Origin of the sequence: Leifsonia poae, assembly GCF_027921845.1 — a bacterium.
GTDB classification, from domain to species: domain Bacteria; phylum Actinomycetota; class Actinomycetes; order Actinomycetales; family Microbacteriaceae; genus Leifsonia; species Leifsonia poae.
The window spans coordinates 48909-64235 of the sequence record NZ_BSEN01000006.1 but is presented as its reverse complement, the minus strand read 5'-3'; the positions used below and the strand labels follow the sequence as shown (position 1 = coordinate 64235).

The window sequence follows — 15327 nt, the reverse complement described above, 5'->3', positions numbered from 1 at the left end:
GGGCTCCACTGCGAGCAACGGTCACTTGCCTCACGAGTGGAGTGAGTGTACAGTCACTCACATGGCAACGAACTCCCGCTCCACCCTCTCGACCGCCGAAGCCCGGCGTGAGACCGTGATCGCCAGCGCGATCGAGGTGTTCGGCAAGACCGGGTACCTCGGCACGCCGATCGCGGCGGTGGCGACGCACGCCGACATCTCGACGGCCTACGTCTTCAAGCTGTTCCCCGGCAAGGAGAGCCTGTTCGTCGCCGCGCTCGAGCGGTGCTTCGATCTCATCGAGCAAGCGCTCGAAACCGGGGCCGAGGCCGGCACGGACCACACGCCCGACGGCATCCTCGATGCGATGGGCGACGCCTACGCCGACCTGATCGGCGACCGCTCCCTCCTGATGCTGCAGGTGCACGCGCAGTCCGCGGCCGACGTGCCGGAGATCGGCGAGGCGCTGCGGCACGGCCTGGCACGCGTCACCCGCTTCGCGAAGAGCCGTTCGGGCGCATCCGATGACGCGGTGCAGCGCTTCATCGCCTTCGGGCAGCTCTGCCACCTGATCGTCACCACGGGGATCGACGGCGAGACCGCCGACTGGGCGCGCCTCCTGACCGCCGGCATCCGCCACCCATAGCCGACTTCCGCACCGGCACACCACCGGCTCCACTCCGAAACCCCCGTCCGCACCCCCCCCTCTACGCACCTGCACCAGTGATTGACCAGTCACTCACCATCGAAAGGACCACACCATGACCACCACCGCCCTCGCCCCCACCGGGAGCACTCGGAGCACCCACCGCTGGTGGGCGCTCACCGTGCTCGCCCTCGCCGAATTCCTCGTGGTGCTCGACGCCTCGATCGTCAACATCGCCCTGCCCGCGCTCGGCACGCAGCTCCACCTCGACACCGCAGCGCTCGCCTGGGTGATCACGGCGTACGTGCTGCCATTCGGGGGGCTCCTCCTGCTGGGCGGACGCCTCGCCGACCGCGTCGGGCACCGGCGCGTCTTCCTCATCGGCGTCGCCGGGTTCGTGGCCGCCTCTGCCCTCGCCGGCCTCTCCGCGACAGGCGGAATGCTCCTCGCGGCCCGCGCGGTCCAGGGCGCGTCGGCCGCGTTGCTGGCTCCCGCATCCCTCGCCCTTCTCACTCAGCTCTTCACCTCGGCGGGCGACCGGGCGAAGGCGCTGGGCGTCTGGGGCGCCGTCGCCGGGATCGGGAGCGCGGCCGGCGTGCTGCTCGGCGGCGTGCTCACCGCCGCACTCGGCTGGCAGGCGGTGTTCTTCGTGAACGTGCCCGTCGGCATCGTCGTGCTGGCCGTCATCCCGGCGCTGGTCGGCCGCGACCCGCGGGCCGAGGCCCAGCGCATGGACGTCGCCGGAGCCGTGACGATCACCCTCGGCCTGACGGCGACCGTCGCCGCACTGAGCTCCGCCGGCCAGCTCGGCTGGGCCAGCCCTCTCACCCTCGGGATGGCCGCTGCCGCCCTCGCCCTGCTTGCGGCGTTCGTCATCGTCGAGCGCCGCGCCGAGCATCCCCTGGTGCCGTTCCGCTTCTTCCTCAACCGCGATGCCGCGACCGGCAACCTCGTGATGCTCCTCGCCGGCGGCGCGACCACCGCGTTGTTCTTCGCCCTCTCGGTGTACCTGCAGGAGGTCCTGGGCTACGACGCGCTCACGGCCGGCGTCAGCCAGTTGCCCCTCGCCGGCGCGCTCGTGCTCGTCGCGGGCGTCGTGCCGACGGTCGTCTCCCGGCTGGGACTCCGCTCCACGGTGACCGGCGCGCTGGTCGTCTTCGCCGGCGGGATCCTCTGGCTCGCGGCGGCCGGGCCGGCGGCGACGTTCGTGGGCGGCCTGCTCGGTCCGAGCATCCTGATCGGCGCCGGGCTGGGCGCGGTGTTCATGACGGCGACCCAGCTCGCGGTCGACGGCACGGAGGCAGCCGACTCCGGTCTCGCCAGCGGCCTCGTGAACACGAGTCAGCAGGTCGGCGGAGCGCTCGGCCTCGCGATCCTGGGTTCCATCGCCGCGGCACGGGCCGCCGGCGTCAGCGCGGCAGGAGGGTCGACCGCGGTCGCCCTGTCGTCCGGATTCTCGTGGCTGTTCATCGGTGCTGCGGCACTGGCCGTGATCGGCGCGGGGGTCGCGGTCGTCCTGCGCCGCCGCTGACCGGAGGAGCCCGCAGCGAGGGGTCCCGACACGCCATCCATCGTCCATCGGACGCGGCGTGTCGGGACCCCTCGTTCGAGCGCGACGGAGGGACGGCGTCGCGACGTCTCAGACCAGGTGGACCTGGCGCGTGTTATGCACATCGACCTTGGCGTCGATGAACGAGTGCACGCTCTCGCCGATGTGGTACTGCGTGTGGGCGAGCCGCGCGGAATGCGTGGCCAGCAGGGCACTGGCCGCAGACCGGCGTGCGCGCACCCGGCGCAGGGAGATGAGCGCACCGACGAGAACGGCGACGACCAGGGCGAGCGCCCCGTACTGGATGGTGGGCATCCACTCGGCGGGGAGGCGAACGCTCTGCACGAACCAGTCCGCGCCCGCGATGGCGAGGAGCATCAGCACGGAGACCGTGATGGTCTTGGCCGCGAGCGCGATGGGCTTCGTGGCGAGCAGCAGACGGGCCTCGCCGAGCTCGCGCTCGTGCTGGCGGCGGCGCTCCTTGGCCCACTGCAGGTCGCGCTCATGGCGGCGGGCGAGCAGGTGGGCGTCGTCGTGGGCGCGGTTGTAGGTGTATGTGGTGTTCACAGACGTGTCCTTCGGGTAGACAGTGTGACTGTTCTCGGGTGAGTGATGCGGGTGCGCCGGAGCGCGCGTGGGCGCAGTCGGGCGCGTCGGCCGCGGTCGGGTGCGGTGAGAGACGCCGGTCGGGTGGCGCCGGGAGATCGGGTGCGCTGTCGGGGCGCTTCCGATCGGTCGCTCCCAGCGGGGGCGACGGGAGGGCGGTGTTACACAGAGGGGCGCGCCGAGTCGTTCACCGGGGTGAGCGAGGGCGGCGTGAGTGCGGAGACGGACGAGAGCTGCACGACCGGCGCGATCGACGGCGACGGCGCGGACGGCGCAGCGGCGACCGGGACGGGCGCGACCGGAGCTGCGGCAACCGGAGCTGCGGCGGCCGGAGCCACGGCGACCGGAGCGGGAGCGGGCGCGAGGGAGGAGACGGGCTCGGCGGGGCTGCCCGTCGAGCGGCGGCCTGCGACGGCGGGCGACGACTCGGGCGAGTGCAATCCGATGTCGCGCAGCTTGTCCTCGGTCCAGCCGGCCTGCGTGGCCGAGTGCCAGGCGACCTCGTATTCGAGGATGGCGGCGTCCAGAGCGTTGAGGCGCTGGGCCAGCTCGCGGACCGAGCCGATCCTGGCTTTGATTTCGGACTCGAGCAAGGCGTTGGCGCGCTGGGCTGCCATGTCGGGGTCTACTGAGATTCCATTCGGGTGGTTCACGATACGTCCTTCCGCTTCGGTTCGGCGATCCGGGAGATCCGGGTTGGAGCACCGACGCGATTCTGTGGGGCAAAGGCTGTAACTCGGGTGTGTGACAGTCCCTGAGCATACCTAGAAAGAACGTTCTGTAGGTTGTTTGGAGGACACGAATCTGTCCCCCAAATCGGGCGACACGCAAGAGGGTGTCATTCGGTGCGATCGCCTGTCAGGATGGCCGTCATGAGAGCGGACGAATGGGACGCGCGCTACCGCGAGGCCGCTGCGAACCACGGCGGCGCCCTGTGGCATTCCGAGCCGTCGCCCGACCTCGTCGCCATCGTCTCGGCGCTGGATCCAGCCCGCGCTCTCGACCTCGCGACCGGTGACGGACGCAACGCCCTCTGGCTCGCGGAGCGCGGCTGGGTGGTGACCGGAGTGGACTCCTCGACTGCTGGTCTCGCCATCGCCGCCGACCGGGCCGCAGCGTCGGAGCTCGAGATCGAGTGGGTCGTCGGCGACGCACTCGACTGGACTCCGGCCGAGCTGTTCGACCTCGTCACGATCACCTACCTCCAGTTGCCCGAGCCCGACCTCGCCGCCGTCATCGGTCGGGTGGCAGGGTGGCTCGTGCCCGGCGGCCGGATGCTCGTCATCGGCCATGACCGCTCGAACCTCGGCACCGGCGCGCCCGGTCCACGGGACCCTGCGGTGCTGCACACCGCAGAACAGCTCGAGCGGGCGGCGCGCGCCGCCGGCCTCACGGTGCTGGAGTCGCGAACGGTCGAACGGCACGCCGCCGAACTCGCGCATCCGGGCGAGCCGCACGCGTCCGGGCCCGCGATCGACACCCTGCTCCTGGCGGTGTCGGATATCGACTCCGAGGCGGACGCCGAGCCGGACCCCGGGGCAGGCTCCGAGCCGGGCTCCGGCGACCACTGACCGGCGTGGTTACGCGAGGATGGCCGGGATCGAGTCGATGAGAAGCCGCGTGTACGGATGCTCCGGATGCCGCAGGATGTCGTCCGTCACCCCGCGCTCGACGATGCGGCCCTGACGCATCACCACCACCCGTTCGCAGACGCGGCGCACCACAGCCAGGTCGTGACTGATGAACAGCACCGTGAGGCTGCGGGCACGCCGGATCTCCGAGACCACGTCGAGCACCTGCGCTTGAACGGAGACGTCGAGCGCGCTCGTCGCCTCGTCCATCACCAGCACGCGCGGTTCGATGGCGAGCGCGCGAGCGATCGCCACCCGCTGACGCTGTCCGCCGGAGAGCGTGCGCGGATGCGCCTGCGCGTGCTCCTCGCCCAGTCCCACCTGGTCGAGCAGCACCAGAGCGCGTGTCCGCGCTTCACCGGACGTCAGCGGCGCGTGCAGCCGCAGGGCGTCTTCGATCGCTTGTCCCGCCGGGATGCGCGGGTCGAGCGACAGGTACGGGTCCTGGAAGACCATCTGCACGCTGCGGGCATGGGCGATCCGCTCGGCGCGACCGCGCGGCCGTGTTGCGCGCTCGATGCCGTGGATGCGGATCTCCCCGCCATCCGGATGCTCGAGCCCGACGATCATCCGAGCGAGCGTCGACTTGCCCGACCCGGACTCGCCGACCACGCCGAGCGCCTCCCCCGCCGGAACGCTGATCGAGGTGTCCTGGACGGCCGGCACCGGCGCCTTGCCCCGCGGGTGGTAGGTCTTCGACAGCGACCGGGCCTCGAGCATCGGCGCGGGCGCGTCGGAGGACACGAGGCGGGCCGGGACCGCATCCGGGATCGCGGCGCGCTCGTCGCCGGGCCCCTGTGGTGTGAGGTCGAGGGTGGGAGTCGCGGCGACCAGGAGCCGCGTGTACTCCGCGCGCGGCTGCCGGAACACCTGGCGCGCCGGCCCCTCCTCCACGATCCGGCCCTCGCGCATGACGTAGACGCGATCGCAGATGGATGCCGCCAGCGTGAGGTCGTGGGTGATGAAGAGCATGCCCATCCCGCGCTGCGCCCGCTGCTCGGTGAGGACCGCGATGATCTCCGCCTGGGTCGTCACGTCGAGCGCGGTCGTGGGCTCGTCGCACACGAGCAGCTGCGGGGAGCCGGCGAGGGCCCCCGCGATCATGACCCGCTGCAGCATCCCGCCCGAGAACTCGTGCGGGTACTGACTCAGGTGCTCCTCGGGCCGCGGCAGTCGCACGGCGTGGAGCAGCTCGATCGCCCGGGCGCGTGCAGCGGATGCCGACCAGCCCTCGCCGAGGCGGAGAGCCTCGGTCAGGTGGTCACCGAGCGTGCGCATGGGGTTGATGCCGGCGCGCGGATCCTGGAAGATCATGGCTGCTCGCGAGCGGCGCAGGCGCAGCAGCTCGCGCCTGGACGCGCCGATGACCTCGGTGCCCTCCAGCCGGAGGGCACCGGTCACCATGGCCCCGGTGGGCAGCAGACCGAGCACGGCTCGGGCGGTCAGCGACTTGCCCGAGCCGGACTCGCCCACGAGGCCGACGGTCTCGCCGTCGCCGACGTGGAGCGAGACGTCGCGCAGGAGTTGCGCACCGGTCGGGAGGTCGAGCGTGAGTTGCGAGATGTCGAGGAGTGTCATGCGGCGGATGCGCCTCCGATCCGGTCCGAGAGCTCTTCGCCGACGATGTTCACTGCGACGACGACGATCACCACGGCCACCGCGGGAACGATCGCGGGAAGGAAGTGGCCGCCGACGATTCCGGCCTGCGCCTCGTTGATCATCGCGCCCCAATCGGCGGTCGGCGCCTGCACCCCCAGGCCGAGGAATGAGAGGCCGGCGAGCTCGGCGAGCACGTAGCCGAAGTTCAGCGTCGACTGCGCACCCACGATCGGAGCGACGTTCGGCAGCACCCGGCGCAGCGCGATCCAGCCGCCGGAGAAGCCCTGCACCCGGTATGCCGCCACATAGGGCCGGCTGCGTTCGGCGAGGACCAGCGAGCGGGTGAGCCGGGCGACGAACGGGGCATACGCGATGCTCATCGCGATGACGGGCGCGAGCAGTCCCTTGCCGAACAACGCGACCGCCATGATGGCGATGAGCAGCGACGGGAACGCGAAGAGCACGTCGAACACGCGACCGAGCACGGCATCGATCCACCCTCCGCGCCACGCCGCGAAGAGGCCGAGCAGGATGCCGACCGCGGTGGAGGCGATCACGACGATGAACGGGCCGATCAGGGCGGTGCGCGCGCCGAAGATCAGCCGGCTCAGCGTGTCCCGGCCGAGCGCGTCCGCCCCCAGCCAGTGCGCGGTGCTCGGCGACGCGTAGATCGCCGTGAAGTCGATGTGATCGGGGTTGTACGGCGCGATCAGCGGGGCGAAGACCGCGGCCAATGTGATCACGGCGAGCACGACGAGACTGATGGTCCAGCTGATCGCCGGCCGTCGCGTTCGGGATGCTCGCAGCACCTTCACGGCCATGGTGGGAGTAGTCATCGGGCACCTGCTCCTGCCGCCGAGCGCGGATCGATCACGGGTTCGAGGATGTCGACGATCGCGTTGACCACGACGAAGGCGGTCACGACGAGCAGCACGATCGCCTGCACCACGGGGAAGTCGAGCCGGTCGACCGACTGCACGAGCAGCGAGCCGATCCCGGCCAGCCCGAAGGCCGACTCGACGATCGTGCTGGCCACCAGCAGCCCGGCGACGAGCACGCCGCTCACCGTGACGATCGGCCCGATCGCGTTGCGCAGCACGTGGCGGCGGATGACGGTGGCCCGCGTCAGCCCCCTGCTCGTGGCCACCTCGACGTGCTCGCGTGCGAGCTGGTCGACCATCGACGTGCGGGTCACCTTGCCGACGAGCACGATGAACACGATGGCGAGCGCGATCGACGGCAGGACGAGGTGGTAGATCGTGTCGACGAACCCGTCACCGGAACCGAACGACGGGAACCAGCCGAGCTGCACGGCGAAGACCGAGATGAGCACGATCGATCCCACGAACGACGGGATCGCAGCGAGCACGGTGAGCCCGACCAGCACGGCGCGGTCGAGCATCCGGCCCTTGTTGAGCGCCGCGACGACGCCCGCCGCGAGCCCGACCACCGTGATGATCAGCCCGGCGATGAGCACGAGCCCGAAGGTGACCGGCAGGCGCTCACCGACAACCGTCGCGACGTCCTGCCGGTACTGCAGGGAGCGGCCGAAGTCGCCGTGCAGGATGCCCCCGACCCAGTTCACGTACTGCTGCCAGGGCGGCAGGTCGAGGCCGTACTGCGCCGTGAGATCGGCGACCGCCTGCGGGCTCGGCTTGCGCCCCCGGAGCAGGAAGCTGATCGGGTCGCCCGGCACCAGGAACCGCGAGAAGAAGACCAGGAGCGAGGCGAGGAACAGGGTCAGCAGGAGCGAGCCGAGCTTGCCGAGCACGCGGCGGGCGACGCTCACCGCGCCGCCGCGCCGTCGCGGCCCGCCGGCCTAACGGGCGCCAATGGTGGCCGCCCACGGGTAGTAGAGGAACGCGACCGACGGCTGCACGCCCGTGATGCGCTTTCCGAGGTAGACGGAGGTCGGCGACTCGAACAGCGGCAGCCACGGGAGCTGATCGTTGGCGATGCGCTGGGCCTCGGCCGACTTCTCCGAGCGCGCAGCGGGGTCGTCGATTCCCAGAGCATCGGACACGACGGCGTCGAACGAGGGATCGGACCAATCGCCGTAGTTGCTGAAGTCCCCGGTGCGGAGCACGGAGTACATCTCCAGCGGATCCGGCGATGACAGATACCAGGAGGTGTAGAAGAGATCGGCGCCCGCCCGCGCGGCCGGGTCGCTGAAGAGGGTCGTGTACGCGTTCGGTGTGACGGTCTCGATCTTCGCCTTCAGGCCGATCGACTGCGCCGCCGCTGCCGTCGCCTGTGCCACGACACTGAAGTCGGTGCCGATCGGCGCCGTCCTGATGACGATCTGCTTGCCGGTCGCCCCGGCCTTCTCGACGAGGGCTTTGGCCGCCTTCACGTCGTACGGGTAGGCGTGCAGCCCGGTGAACGCCGTGGCGAGGGCATCCTTGCTCGCGCCCTCCCACACCGACTTCGTCGTGAGGGCGTCGGTCACCGTCCCGTAACCCTTGACGGCGGCGTCGACGATCCCCTGACGGTCGAGCGCCATCATCAGCGCCTTGCGCACGTTGACGTCACCGAGCGGTCCCTTGAGATTGCTGACGACGAGGCTGTTCACCGCGGTGTTGAGCCCGAAGTACAGCTTGCCGCCCGACGAGGAGCCGGAGAGCGTGTCCACGGCGTCCATCGGGATCATCCAGCTGCCGTCGACCTCGCCGGAGGTGAGCGCGTTCGTGCGCGATGTGGAGTCGTTCATGAAGAGGAAGGTGACCTTGCCCGCCTTCGCCTTCAACGTCGAGTCCCAGTAGCCCGGGTAGCGCGTGAGGGTGATGCTCTCCCCCGACTTCCACGAGGTGAACTCGAAGGGACCGGTGCAATTGACCCCGCCGGTCGAGTTGCCGTAGTCGGCCCCCGCCTTCGCGAGGGTCGCCGCCGACTCCACCACGCCGGCCGAACCGCCCATCGCCAGGTTGAACTGCGAGTCCGGCCTCGTCGTCGTGACGGTGACCTCGCGCGCACCCGTCTGGGTGATCGACGAGACGTTCTGGTACACCGAGAACCACGCGGAGCCAACCTCCGGGTCGAGGTGGCGGCGCATCGAAGCCACGGCGTCGGCCGCCGTGAGCGGGCTTCCGTCGTGGAACGTCACCCCGTCACGGATCTCGTAGACCCATTTCAGCGGCGTCGGATGGCTGAACGACGTGGCGAGACTCGGCGAGAGCGTCCAGTCCGGATTGAGCCGCAGCAGCGACTCGCACACGTTGGCGAGCACCTGGTTGTCCGGGTAGTCGAAGGCGTGCGCGTAGTCCAGGGTGAACGGCTCCGCGTAGATCGCCCAGGTGAACGACGGGATGTCGCCCGACGGCGCCGCGGTCTTCGAGGTGAGCGTGAAGCTCGGGTGGTCGCCGCTGCTGCCGCCCGAGGACCCCTGGGGCGAGCAGGCGGCGAGCAGCAGTGCGGCGGTCAGCGCACCGGCGACGACTGCCGCTCTGCGCCGGTTCGAGGGGGATGTCGTCATGGCGCGCTCCTTGGGGTTCGGGTGGGCTGGGGTCTGTCGGATGGTCGGGGCTGGTCAGCCCTCACGCGTGTAGACGGGCTCGCCCTCCACCCACGTCGAGACCACTTCGGACAGGTGGATGTCTTCGACCGGCCCGGCGAAGGGGTCGGGATCGAGCACGACGAGGTTGGCCAGGTAGCCGGGTGCGATCGAGCCGGTGTCGTGATCCCGGTGGTTCACATAGGCGGAGCCCGAGGTGTAGGCGGCGAGCGCCGTGGCGAGGGGGATGCGCTGGTGCGCACCTCCCAGCGGCTCGTCGTCGCTGCCGGGAGAGACACGGTTGACGGCGATGTGGATCGCCTCGACCGGGTCGGCGCTGGAGACGGGCCAGTCGCTGCCGGCCGCCAGTCGTGTGCCGTGACGCTCGAGATCGCCGAACGGGTACTGGCGGCTCGCAGCGCTCTCCTGCAGGAACGGCAGGGTCAGCTGATCGAGCTGCGGCTCGTGACAGGCCCAGAGCGCCTGCAGGTTGGCGATCGCCCCCAGCTCCGCGAAGCGCGGCACGTCCTCCTCGGCCACGACCTGCAGATGGGCGAGATGGTGGCGCCCGTCCGTCGCCCCGTTCGCCGCCCTGGCCGCCGCGACCGCGTCGAGCGCCTCCTGCACGGCCCGGTCGCCGAGCGCATGGAAGTGCACCTGGAAGCCCTCGCGGTCGAGCGTCGTGACGTAGTCGCGCAGCAGCACCGGGTCGATGAACGAGAGGCCCCGGTTGGCGGTGTCGTGCCCGTGGGCATCCCGATACGGGGCCTTCATGGCCGCGGTGGCGTTCTCGGCCACGCCGTCGACCATGATCTTCACGGTTCCCACGTGGAAGCGGTCGGATCCGAGGGCGGCGACCTGATCGCGCCGCTCGATCATCGAGGCCACCTGCTCATCACCCTCGGAGCGCGACCACCACTGCGCCCCGACCACGTGCGCGATGAGGGTCCGCTCCTCGACAGCCCTGCGGTACGCGCCCAGATTCTCGCTGAGCCCGGCGGCCGTGCCGATGAGGGCGTCCTGCCATCCGGTGATCCCGAGCCGGAGGAGCTCGCTCTGCGCGCGGAGCAGGCCCGCATAGCTCAGCTCGTCGTCGTTCTCGGGGCGCACGGACGCGAACAGGTCGGCCGCGCCCTCGTGGAACGTTCCCGCGGGTGAGCCGTCGGGCTCGCGCTCGATGCGGCCGTCTGCCGGGTCGGGCGTCGAGGCGTCGATGCCGGCCATCCGGATGGCGGCCGAGCTCGCCCACACGCTGTGGTGGTCCCGGCTGCTCAGCAGAACGGCGCGGTCGCCAACGGACTCGTCGAGGGCCTGCCGTGTCGGCGCCCCGCCCGCGAAGTGATCCATCGACCAGCCCCCGCCGAGGATCCAGCCATCCGGATGCTCGACCGCGTACTCCGCGATCCGGCGCAGCGCGTCCGCGGCATCCGTCGCGTCGGTGAGATTGCACTGGAGCAGCTCGATGCCGCCGCCCACCGGATGGATATGCGCGTCTTGGAATCCCGGGGCGACAAGCGCGCCCGCGAGGTCGACGACGGTCGTGTCGTCCCCGATCACGGCGGCGGCCTCGTCGCTCGGCACGATGGAGTCGATCCTGCCCGCACGCACGACGACGGCGAACCCGTCGAGCGGATGGCCGGAGCCGGTGAAGATCGCACCGCCGGTGAAGACCGTATCGGCTGTTGTCACGTGGAGACCTCGGTTCGTCGAAGCTGCGCCACCGCTCGTCGTCGAGGCGGATTGATGGGATGCTAATCGCCTGTCATACCTGTTGTCAACACCGTTGACTGCATCCGTCCATCGCCTAGAGTTGTCGCAGATCGAGCGGGCCGACCGACGGCGACGCCCGAGCAGGGACGCGAGGGGAACATGGCCGAAGCACGAGGCCTCGATGGAGCGGAGCGGCCCCGGCTGAGCCGGGAGGTCATCATCCGTGCTGGGCTGGAGCTCGGCTCCCGGCACGACACGGCTGCCGTCTCGGTGCGCAACATCGGCGCAGCGCTCGGCGTCGACCCGACTGCGATCTACCGGTACTTCCCGAGCAAGCAGGCACTCATGGAGGCGCTGCTCGACGACGTGCTGGTGCGGGTCATCGAGCGCATCGATCTGAGCGCGGACTGGCGACAGCGCCTCACCTCCCTCGCGGTCGGCACCCTCGAGGCGTTCGTCGCCGTGCCATCGATCGCCCTCGAGGCGACGGTGCTCACGACCAACGGTCCGGGTGAGACCGACACGATCGAATGCATTCTCGGCGCGTTCGCCGAGGCCGGACTCGCGGGCGAGTCACTCGTGCAGCACTACGCGTTCTACGCCTCGTACGTGTTGTCCGAAGCGGCAGGCATCGCGCGAGGCCGGGGCGATCACGCCGATCCGGACGCGGAAACCTCAGCCGGTGCCTCATCGTCGAGCAATTCGAGCCCGTGGTTCGAGGGCCCGCTGCTGGTCGACCCGACGAAGCAGCCGCACCTCGCCTCGGTGGCCGGCGAACTGGGTGCGCTGCAGGATCACGACATCTTCCGCTTCGGCGTCGACGCGATCATCGCCTCGGCGGAGCGGGCGGCAGCGGCGGGCTGACCGGGACGCACCCGTTCGACGTCAGCTGCGCGATTCGACCTCGATGTCGTCGTCGTCGAGCAGCATTCCGACCGACGTCGCGCACGCGTCGCCCCGCCAGGCCGCGGGGACGCTCGTGCGCGCCGTCATGCGCAGCCGCACTCGTCGCCCGCGCAGCAGCCGGGCTCGACGTAGAGCACGAGGCGCAACAGCTCGTCGAGCGCGGGAGCGAGGTGGCCGTCGGCGAGGCGGTACCACGTGCGCCGCCCATCCGGAATCGCGTCGACGAGCCCGCACCCGCGGAGGCAGGCGAGCTGGTTGCTCATCACCTGACGCGACACCCCCAGAGCGTCGGCAAGGTCGGAGGGGTAGGCCGGCGCCTCCCGCAGGACGAGCAGGATGCCCGCCCTCGTCGGGTCGGACAGCGCGTGCCCGAGCCGGGCGAGGGCCGCCGTGTGCGTCACGGTGGCCGTGGGTGAGGCGGTCTCCATTCCGCGATAGTACAGCGGACGCTGTATTAAAGAGATGCCGTGCCGCGGTGCCGCCGTGCCGCCGTGCCGCCGGCAGCTCCTACGGCGTGACGGCCGTCAGGTCGTCGACACTCAGCGAGAGCGGCGCGTTGGCGACTCCGCCCGACAGGTAGCCCGTGATCCCCAGTCCCCCGGGCCCCTGCAATTCGGGTGTCGCATCCGAGATGGAACGCTGCCACGTCGTCGGCTCCGCTGTGCCGGTCAGCCAGGCGCGCGATTCGATCAGCGTGGGGTTCGTGCCGGTGATCTTCAGCCTGATGGAGAGCTTCGCGCCCGCCGCGTAGGTTCCCGGGATGGCGACCCCGTTCTGCACGATCACCTCTGCGCCTCCCGTCGAGTTCACGCGCACGATGTACATCGAGAGCTTGCCCGCCGACGAGATGACGACCTTCGACTGGTACGCGCCCGCCGTGGCGATGCGCCGACCCGAGATCGACAGGTAGACGCTTCCGGACGACGGCAGCTTGTCGAGTGCGACAGTGAACCGCAGATCCGTCGCCGCAGACGCGACCGAGGCGAGATAGGTCGTTCCACCCGACGCCGTCGGCAACTGCATGGTGCCGACGCCGCCGGCGACGGCGTATCTGGTCGCGCTCCCCGTGAAGGTCCAGGCGCCGCCCGTCGGAGCCGTACCCCAGCCGTTGCTCACGACGCGCTCGAAGGGGTCGCTCGCGAGTGCGCCGGGTTGCTGCGGGGCAGTGACCGTCACCGTCCTGGTCGTCGTGCCGGATGCTCCCCCGTTGTCGGTCACGGTCAGCCGCGCCGTGTATGTGCCCGCAGCGGAATATACGTGTGAAGCGGTGATGCCGCTGCCGGTCGAGCCGTCACCGAAGTCCCAGGCGTACGAGGCCACGGTGCCGTCGGGGTCGGCCGACGCCATGCCGTCGAACGAGCAGCTCAGATCGGTGCAGTTCGACGTGAAGCTCGCGGTCGGCGGCACGTTGCCACCCCCTGCGCCGAGGGTGAAGGAGTCCGTGAAGGCCGCGCCCGCGACCCGTGCGAAGGATGCGGTGAGCTCCGTCGCGGACGCCGTCACGTCGAGAGAGCCGTAGACCGGAGCGGTGCTCACGCCTCGCGTTGCGCCGAAGTAGCCCGCCTCGGAGTCGGCCGGGTTGATGTCGTAGTTGCCGTTGCCTCCCGTTCCGACCGTTGCGAAGACCGTGCCGGCGCCCTTCGTCATGAGGGTGTCGGAGTCGGCCACGCAGGCTGCGGTGAAGGTCCCGGGGACGATCGCCGGGCATCCGGCACCCGTCGCCAGTTGCTTCGTGCGCTGGTACAGGTGCTCGTGACCGCTGAGAACGAGGTCGACCTTCTTACTGACGAGGAGGTTGAGCAGGTCGGCGCCGGGGTCGCAGGTGTATTGGCCCATCGACAGGCACGGCTTGTGCATACCGACGACGACCCACGGGATGCTCGCGCTGCGTGCCCCGTCGATCGCCGCCGCCGTCCAGTTGTAGCGGGGCGTGCCCGCGGCGTAACTCCAGGTGCCGTCGGCGAATGGGAGTGCCGGGGAGATCATCACGAACCGCACGAGCGGAGCGCCCTGGGGCACGTCGACGTAATACTGCCTCCCGTAGGTCCCGACCGCGCCGGGCAACTGGTTCGGAAGGCAGGCCGAGAAGTCGTTGATGTTGCCGTTCTGACCGTTGCTCTCATGGTTGCCGGAGACGAGCTCGAAGGGGAAGCCGGCCCCGACGTTCTGCGTGACCAGGTCGCACCACGACTGCTCCTGACCGGTCGGCGTGTACGACAGATCGCCGAGTGCGAGGGCGAGGTCGGGATGCGCGGAGCCGATGCCCGCGAAGACGGCCTGCGCCGAGGCGGCCGTGCCGAAGTCGCCGGCCGCCATGAAGCGCACGGTCGACGCATTGGGCGCTATCCCGGCTGCTCCCGGTACGGCCATGGCGGCCACGACGAGGGCGGCAGAGGCGGCGAGTGCCACGGGGATTCGGAGGGCGCGCATCCGATCGCTCCTTCACGGCTCGCGATCACGTTCTACTGTCACAGGGCTTCGATGTCCTGTCAGAGGCAGTAGCCCGGCGTGCGGGCCCTGGCCTCAGGCTAGCCCTCGAAAACCGTTCAGGAAAGGTGAACTGAGCATTCCTCACACAGTTTCGGGTCGGCGTCGTCGACCCGGGAGAGTGCTCAGCGGCTGGTCCCGAACTCCTCCAGCACTTCCACGCTTCCGCCGAACGCGAGGTTCGGACTCCTCGTGGCGACCTCGACGGCGGCATCCATCGATTCGAACTCCACCATCGACGCACCCCGCACGTCACCGCTGTACTCGCTGACGCCGCTCGATGTCACGAGCTTTCCACCCGCGACGCGGATCCCGTAGTCCTCCTGCAGCGCGATGTTCCACGCGCGCCATGCTTCCCTGTTCTCCGCGACCCGATCGGCCGGCACGGGGTCGGGCCCGGCCCGGTAGATGAAGATGAACGATGCCATGCGGCCATCCTCCCAGTCGCGAGGTTGCGTCCGGTCTGCAATCGCGGCCGGAAACAGGGAAAGGCCCCCGGATCACCGGGGGCCTTTCACGTTCGTGCGCGAGGGGGGACTTGAACCCCCACGCCCTTTCGAGCACTGGCACCTGAAGCCAGCGCGTCTGCCAATTCCGCCACTCGCGCGAACTAGGAGAGATTATCACGACAGCGCGCGCATTCTGAATTCGGGCCGCTGCCGCCCGCTCAGGGCATGCCGGCACGCGCAGCACCGGGGTACTGCACAGGTCATTCCCGGGATGG

The 15327-nt window shown here is 70.2% G+C and carries 14 protein-coding genes and 1 tRNA gene; 4 read left to right on the top strand and 11 right to left on the bottom strand.

What is annotated here, in order from left to right; all coding sequences use genetic code 11:
* The first annotated feature begins 61 nt into the window (after positions 1-61).
* Positions 62-625: a TetR/AcrR family transcriptional regulator gene (locus PKE84_RS07255; protein ID WP_271176561.1), complete on the top strand. Its 564-nt coding sequence runs from the start codon at positions 62-64 to the stop codon at positions 623-625.
* A gap of 115 nt (positions 626-740) precedes the next feature.
* Positions 741-2156, top strand: a complete 1416-nt coding sequence (locus PKE84_RS07250; RefSeq protein WP_271176560.1) for a DHA2 family efflux MFS transporter permease subunit — start codon at positions 741-743, stop codon at positions 2154-2156.
* 108 nt (positions 2157-2264) lie between these two features.
* On the opposite strand, the gene PKE84_RS07245 is transcribed toward PKE84_RS07250, so the two are convergent.
* Positions 2265-2741 (bottom strand): hypothetical protein, encoded by a 477-nt coding sequence (locus tag PKE84_RS07245; protein ID WP_271176559.1) that lies wholly within the window; start codon positions 2739-2741, stop codon positions 2265-2267.
* Between the two features lie 200 nt (positions 2742-2941).
* Positions 2942-3397, bottom strand: a complete 456-nt coding sequence (locus tag PKE84_RS07240; RefSeq protein ID WP_271176558.1) for a hypothetical protein — start codon at positions 3395-3397, stop codon at positions 2942-2944.
* A gap of 255 nt (positions 3398-3652) precedes the next feature.
* Here PKE84_RS07240 and PKE84_RS07235 point away from each other — a divergent pair, with 255 nt between their 5' ends.
* A complete protein-coding gene (locus PKE84_RS07235) occupies positions 3653-4351 on the top strand; it encodes a class I SAM-dependent methyltransferase (protein WP_271176557.1) in 699 nt (232 codons plus the stop codon).
* A 9-nt stretch (positions 4352-4360) separates the two neighbouring features.
* Here the strand turns inward: PKE84_RS07235 and PKE84_RS07230 are convergent, their stop codons facing one another.
* From PKE84_RS07230 to PKE84_RS07210, 5 genes are read right to left on the bottom strand one after another with little or no spacing between them, the layout of a single operon-like run.
* Entirely contained in the window at positions 4361-5989 is a 1629-nt protein-coding gene (locus PKE84_RS07230; RefSeq protein ID WP_271176556.1) for a dipeptide ABC transporter ATP-binding protein, read from the bottom strand.
* Entirely contained in the window at positions 5986-6846 is an 861-nt protein-coding gene (locus PKE84_RS07225; RefSeq protein ID WP_271176555.1) for an ABC transporter permease, read from the bottom strand. Before PKE84_RS07225 ends, PKE84_RS07230 begins: the two co-directional genes overlap by 4 nt.
* Positions 6843-7799, bottom strand: coding sequence for an ABC transporter permease (locus PKE84_RS07220; protein ID WP_271176554.1), 957 nt, complete (start codon positions 7797-7799; stop codon positions 6843-6845). The genes PKE84_RS07225 and PKE84_RS07220 overlap by 4 nt, the downstream gene beginning before the upstream one ends.
* A 30-nt stretch (positions 7800-7829) precedes the next feature.
* Positions 7830-9482, bottom strand: coding sequence for an ABC transporter substrate-binding protein (locus PKE84_RS07215; RefSeq protein WP_271176553.1), 1653 nt, complete (start codon positions 9480-9482; stop codon positions 7830-7832).
* A gap of 54 nt (positions 9483-9536) precedes the next feature.
* Entirely contained in the window at positions 9537-11189 is a 1653-nt protein-coding gene (locus PKE84_RS07210) for an amidohydrolase (RefSeq protein WP_271176552.1), read from the bottom strand.
* A 180-nt stretch (positions 11190-11369) separates the two neighbouring features.
* Between PKE84_RS07210 and PKE84_RS07205 the strand changes: the two genes are divergently transcribed.
* Positions 11370-12074 (top strand): TetR/AcrR family transcriptional regulator, encoded by a 705-nt coding sequence (locus PKE84_RS07205; protein WP_271176551.1) that lies wholly within the window; start codon positions 11370-11372, stop codon positions 12072-12074.
* A gap of 125 nt (positions 12075-12199) precedes the next feature.
* On the opposite strand, the gene PKE84_RS07200 is transcribed toward PKE84_RS07205, so the two are convergent.
* The 4 genes from PKE84_RS07200 to PKE84_RS07185 all read right to left on the bottom strand — a co-directional run bounded on the left by PKE84_RS07200 (position 12200) and on the right by PKE84_RS07185 (position 15210).
* Entirely contained in the window at positions 12200-12544 is a 345-nt protein-coding gene (locus tag PKE84_RS07200; RefSeq protein ID WP_271176550.1) for an ArsR/SmtB family transcription factor, read from the bottom strand.
* A gap of 79 nt (positions 12545-12623) precedes the next feature.
* Positions 12624-14546 (bottom strand): PKD domain-containing protein, encoded by a 1923-nt coding sequence (locus PKE84_RS07195; protein ID WP_271176549.1) that lies wholly within the window; start codon positions 14544-14546, stop codon positions 12624-12626.
* 182 nt (positions 14547-14728) lie between these two features.
* A complete protein-coding gene (locus tag PKE84_RS07190) occupies positions 14729-15031 on the bottom strand; it encodes a YciI family protein (RefSeq protein WP_271176548.1) in 303 nt (100 codons plus the stop codon).
* 95 nt (positions 15032-15126) lie between these two features.
* Positions 15127-15210 (bottom strand) — tRNA-Leu (locus tag PKE84_RS07185).
* Positions 15211-15327: the final 117 nt, after the last annotated feature.

Excerpts from the sequence above, each read along its gene's own strand:
- PKE84_RS07255 (WP_271176561.1), top strand. The coding sequence starts at position 62 with ATGGCAACGAACTCCCGCTCCACCCTCTCGACCGCCGAAGCCCGGCGT.
- PKE84_RS07250 (WP_271176560.1), top strand. The coding sequence starts at position 741 with ATGACCACCACCGCCCTCGCCCCCACCGGGAGCACTCGGAGCACCCAC.
- PKE84_RS07240 (WP_271176558.1), bottom strand. The coding sequence starts at position 3,397 with ATGGCAGCCCAGCGCGCCAACGCCTTGCTCGAGTCCGAAATCAAAGCC.
- PKE84_RS07235 (WP_271176557.1), top strand. The coding sequence starts at position 3,653 with ATGAGAGCGGACGAATGGGACGCGCGCTACCGCGAGGCCGCTGCGAAC.
- PKE84_RS07230 (WP_271176556.1), bottom strand. The coding sequence starts at position 5,989 with ATGACACTCCTCGACATCTCGCAACTCACGCTCGACCTCCCGACCGGT.
- PKE84_RS07225 (WP_271176555.1), bottom strand. The coding sequence starts at position 6,846 with ATGACTACTCCCACCATGGCCGTGAAGGTGCTGCGAGCATCCCGAACG.
- PKE84_RS07215 (WP_271176553.1), bottom strand. The coding sequence starts at position 9,482 with ATGACGACATCCCCCTCGAACCGGCGCAGAGCGGCAGTCGTCGCCGGT.
- PKE84_RS07205 (WP_271176551.1), top strand. The coding sequence starts at position 11,370 with ATGGCCGAAGCACGAGGCCTCGATGGAGCGGAGCGGCCCCGGCTGAGC.
- PKE84_RS07200 (WP_271176550.1), bottom strand. The coding sequence starts at position 12,544 with ATGGAGACCGCCTCACCCACGGCCACCGTGACGCACACGGCGGCCCTC.
- PKE84_RS07195 (WP_271176549.1), bottom strand. The coding sequence starts at position 14,546 with ATGCGCGCCCTCCGAATCCCCGTGGCACTCGCCGCCTCTGCCGCCCTC.
- PKE84_RS07190 (WP_271176548.1), bottom strand. The coding sequence starts at position 15,031 with ATGGCATCGTTCATCTTCATCTACCGGGCCGGGCCCGACCCCGTGCCG.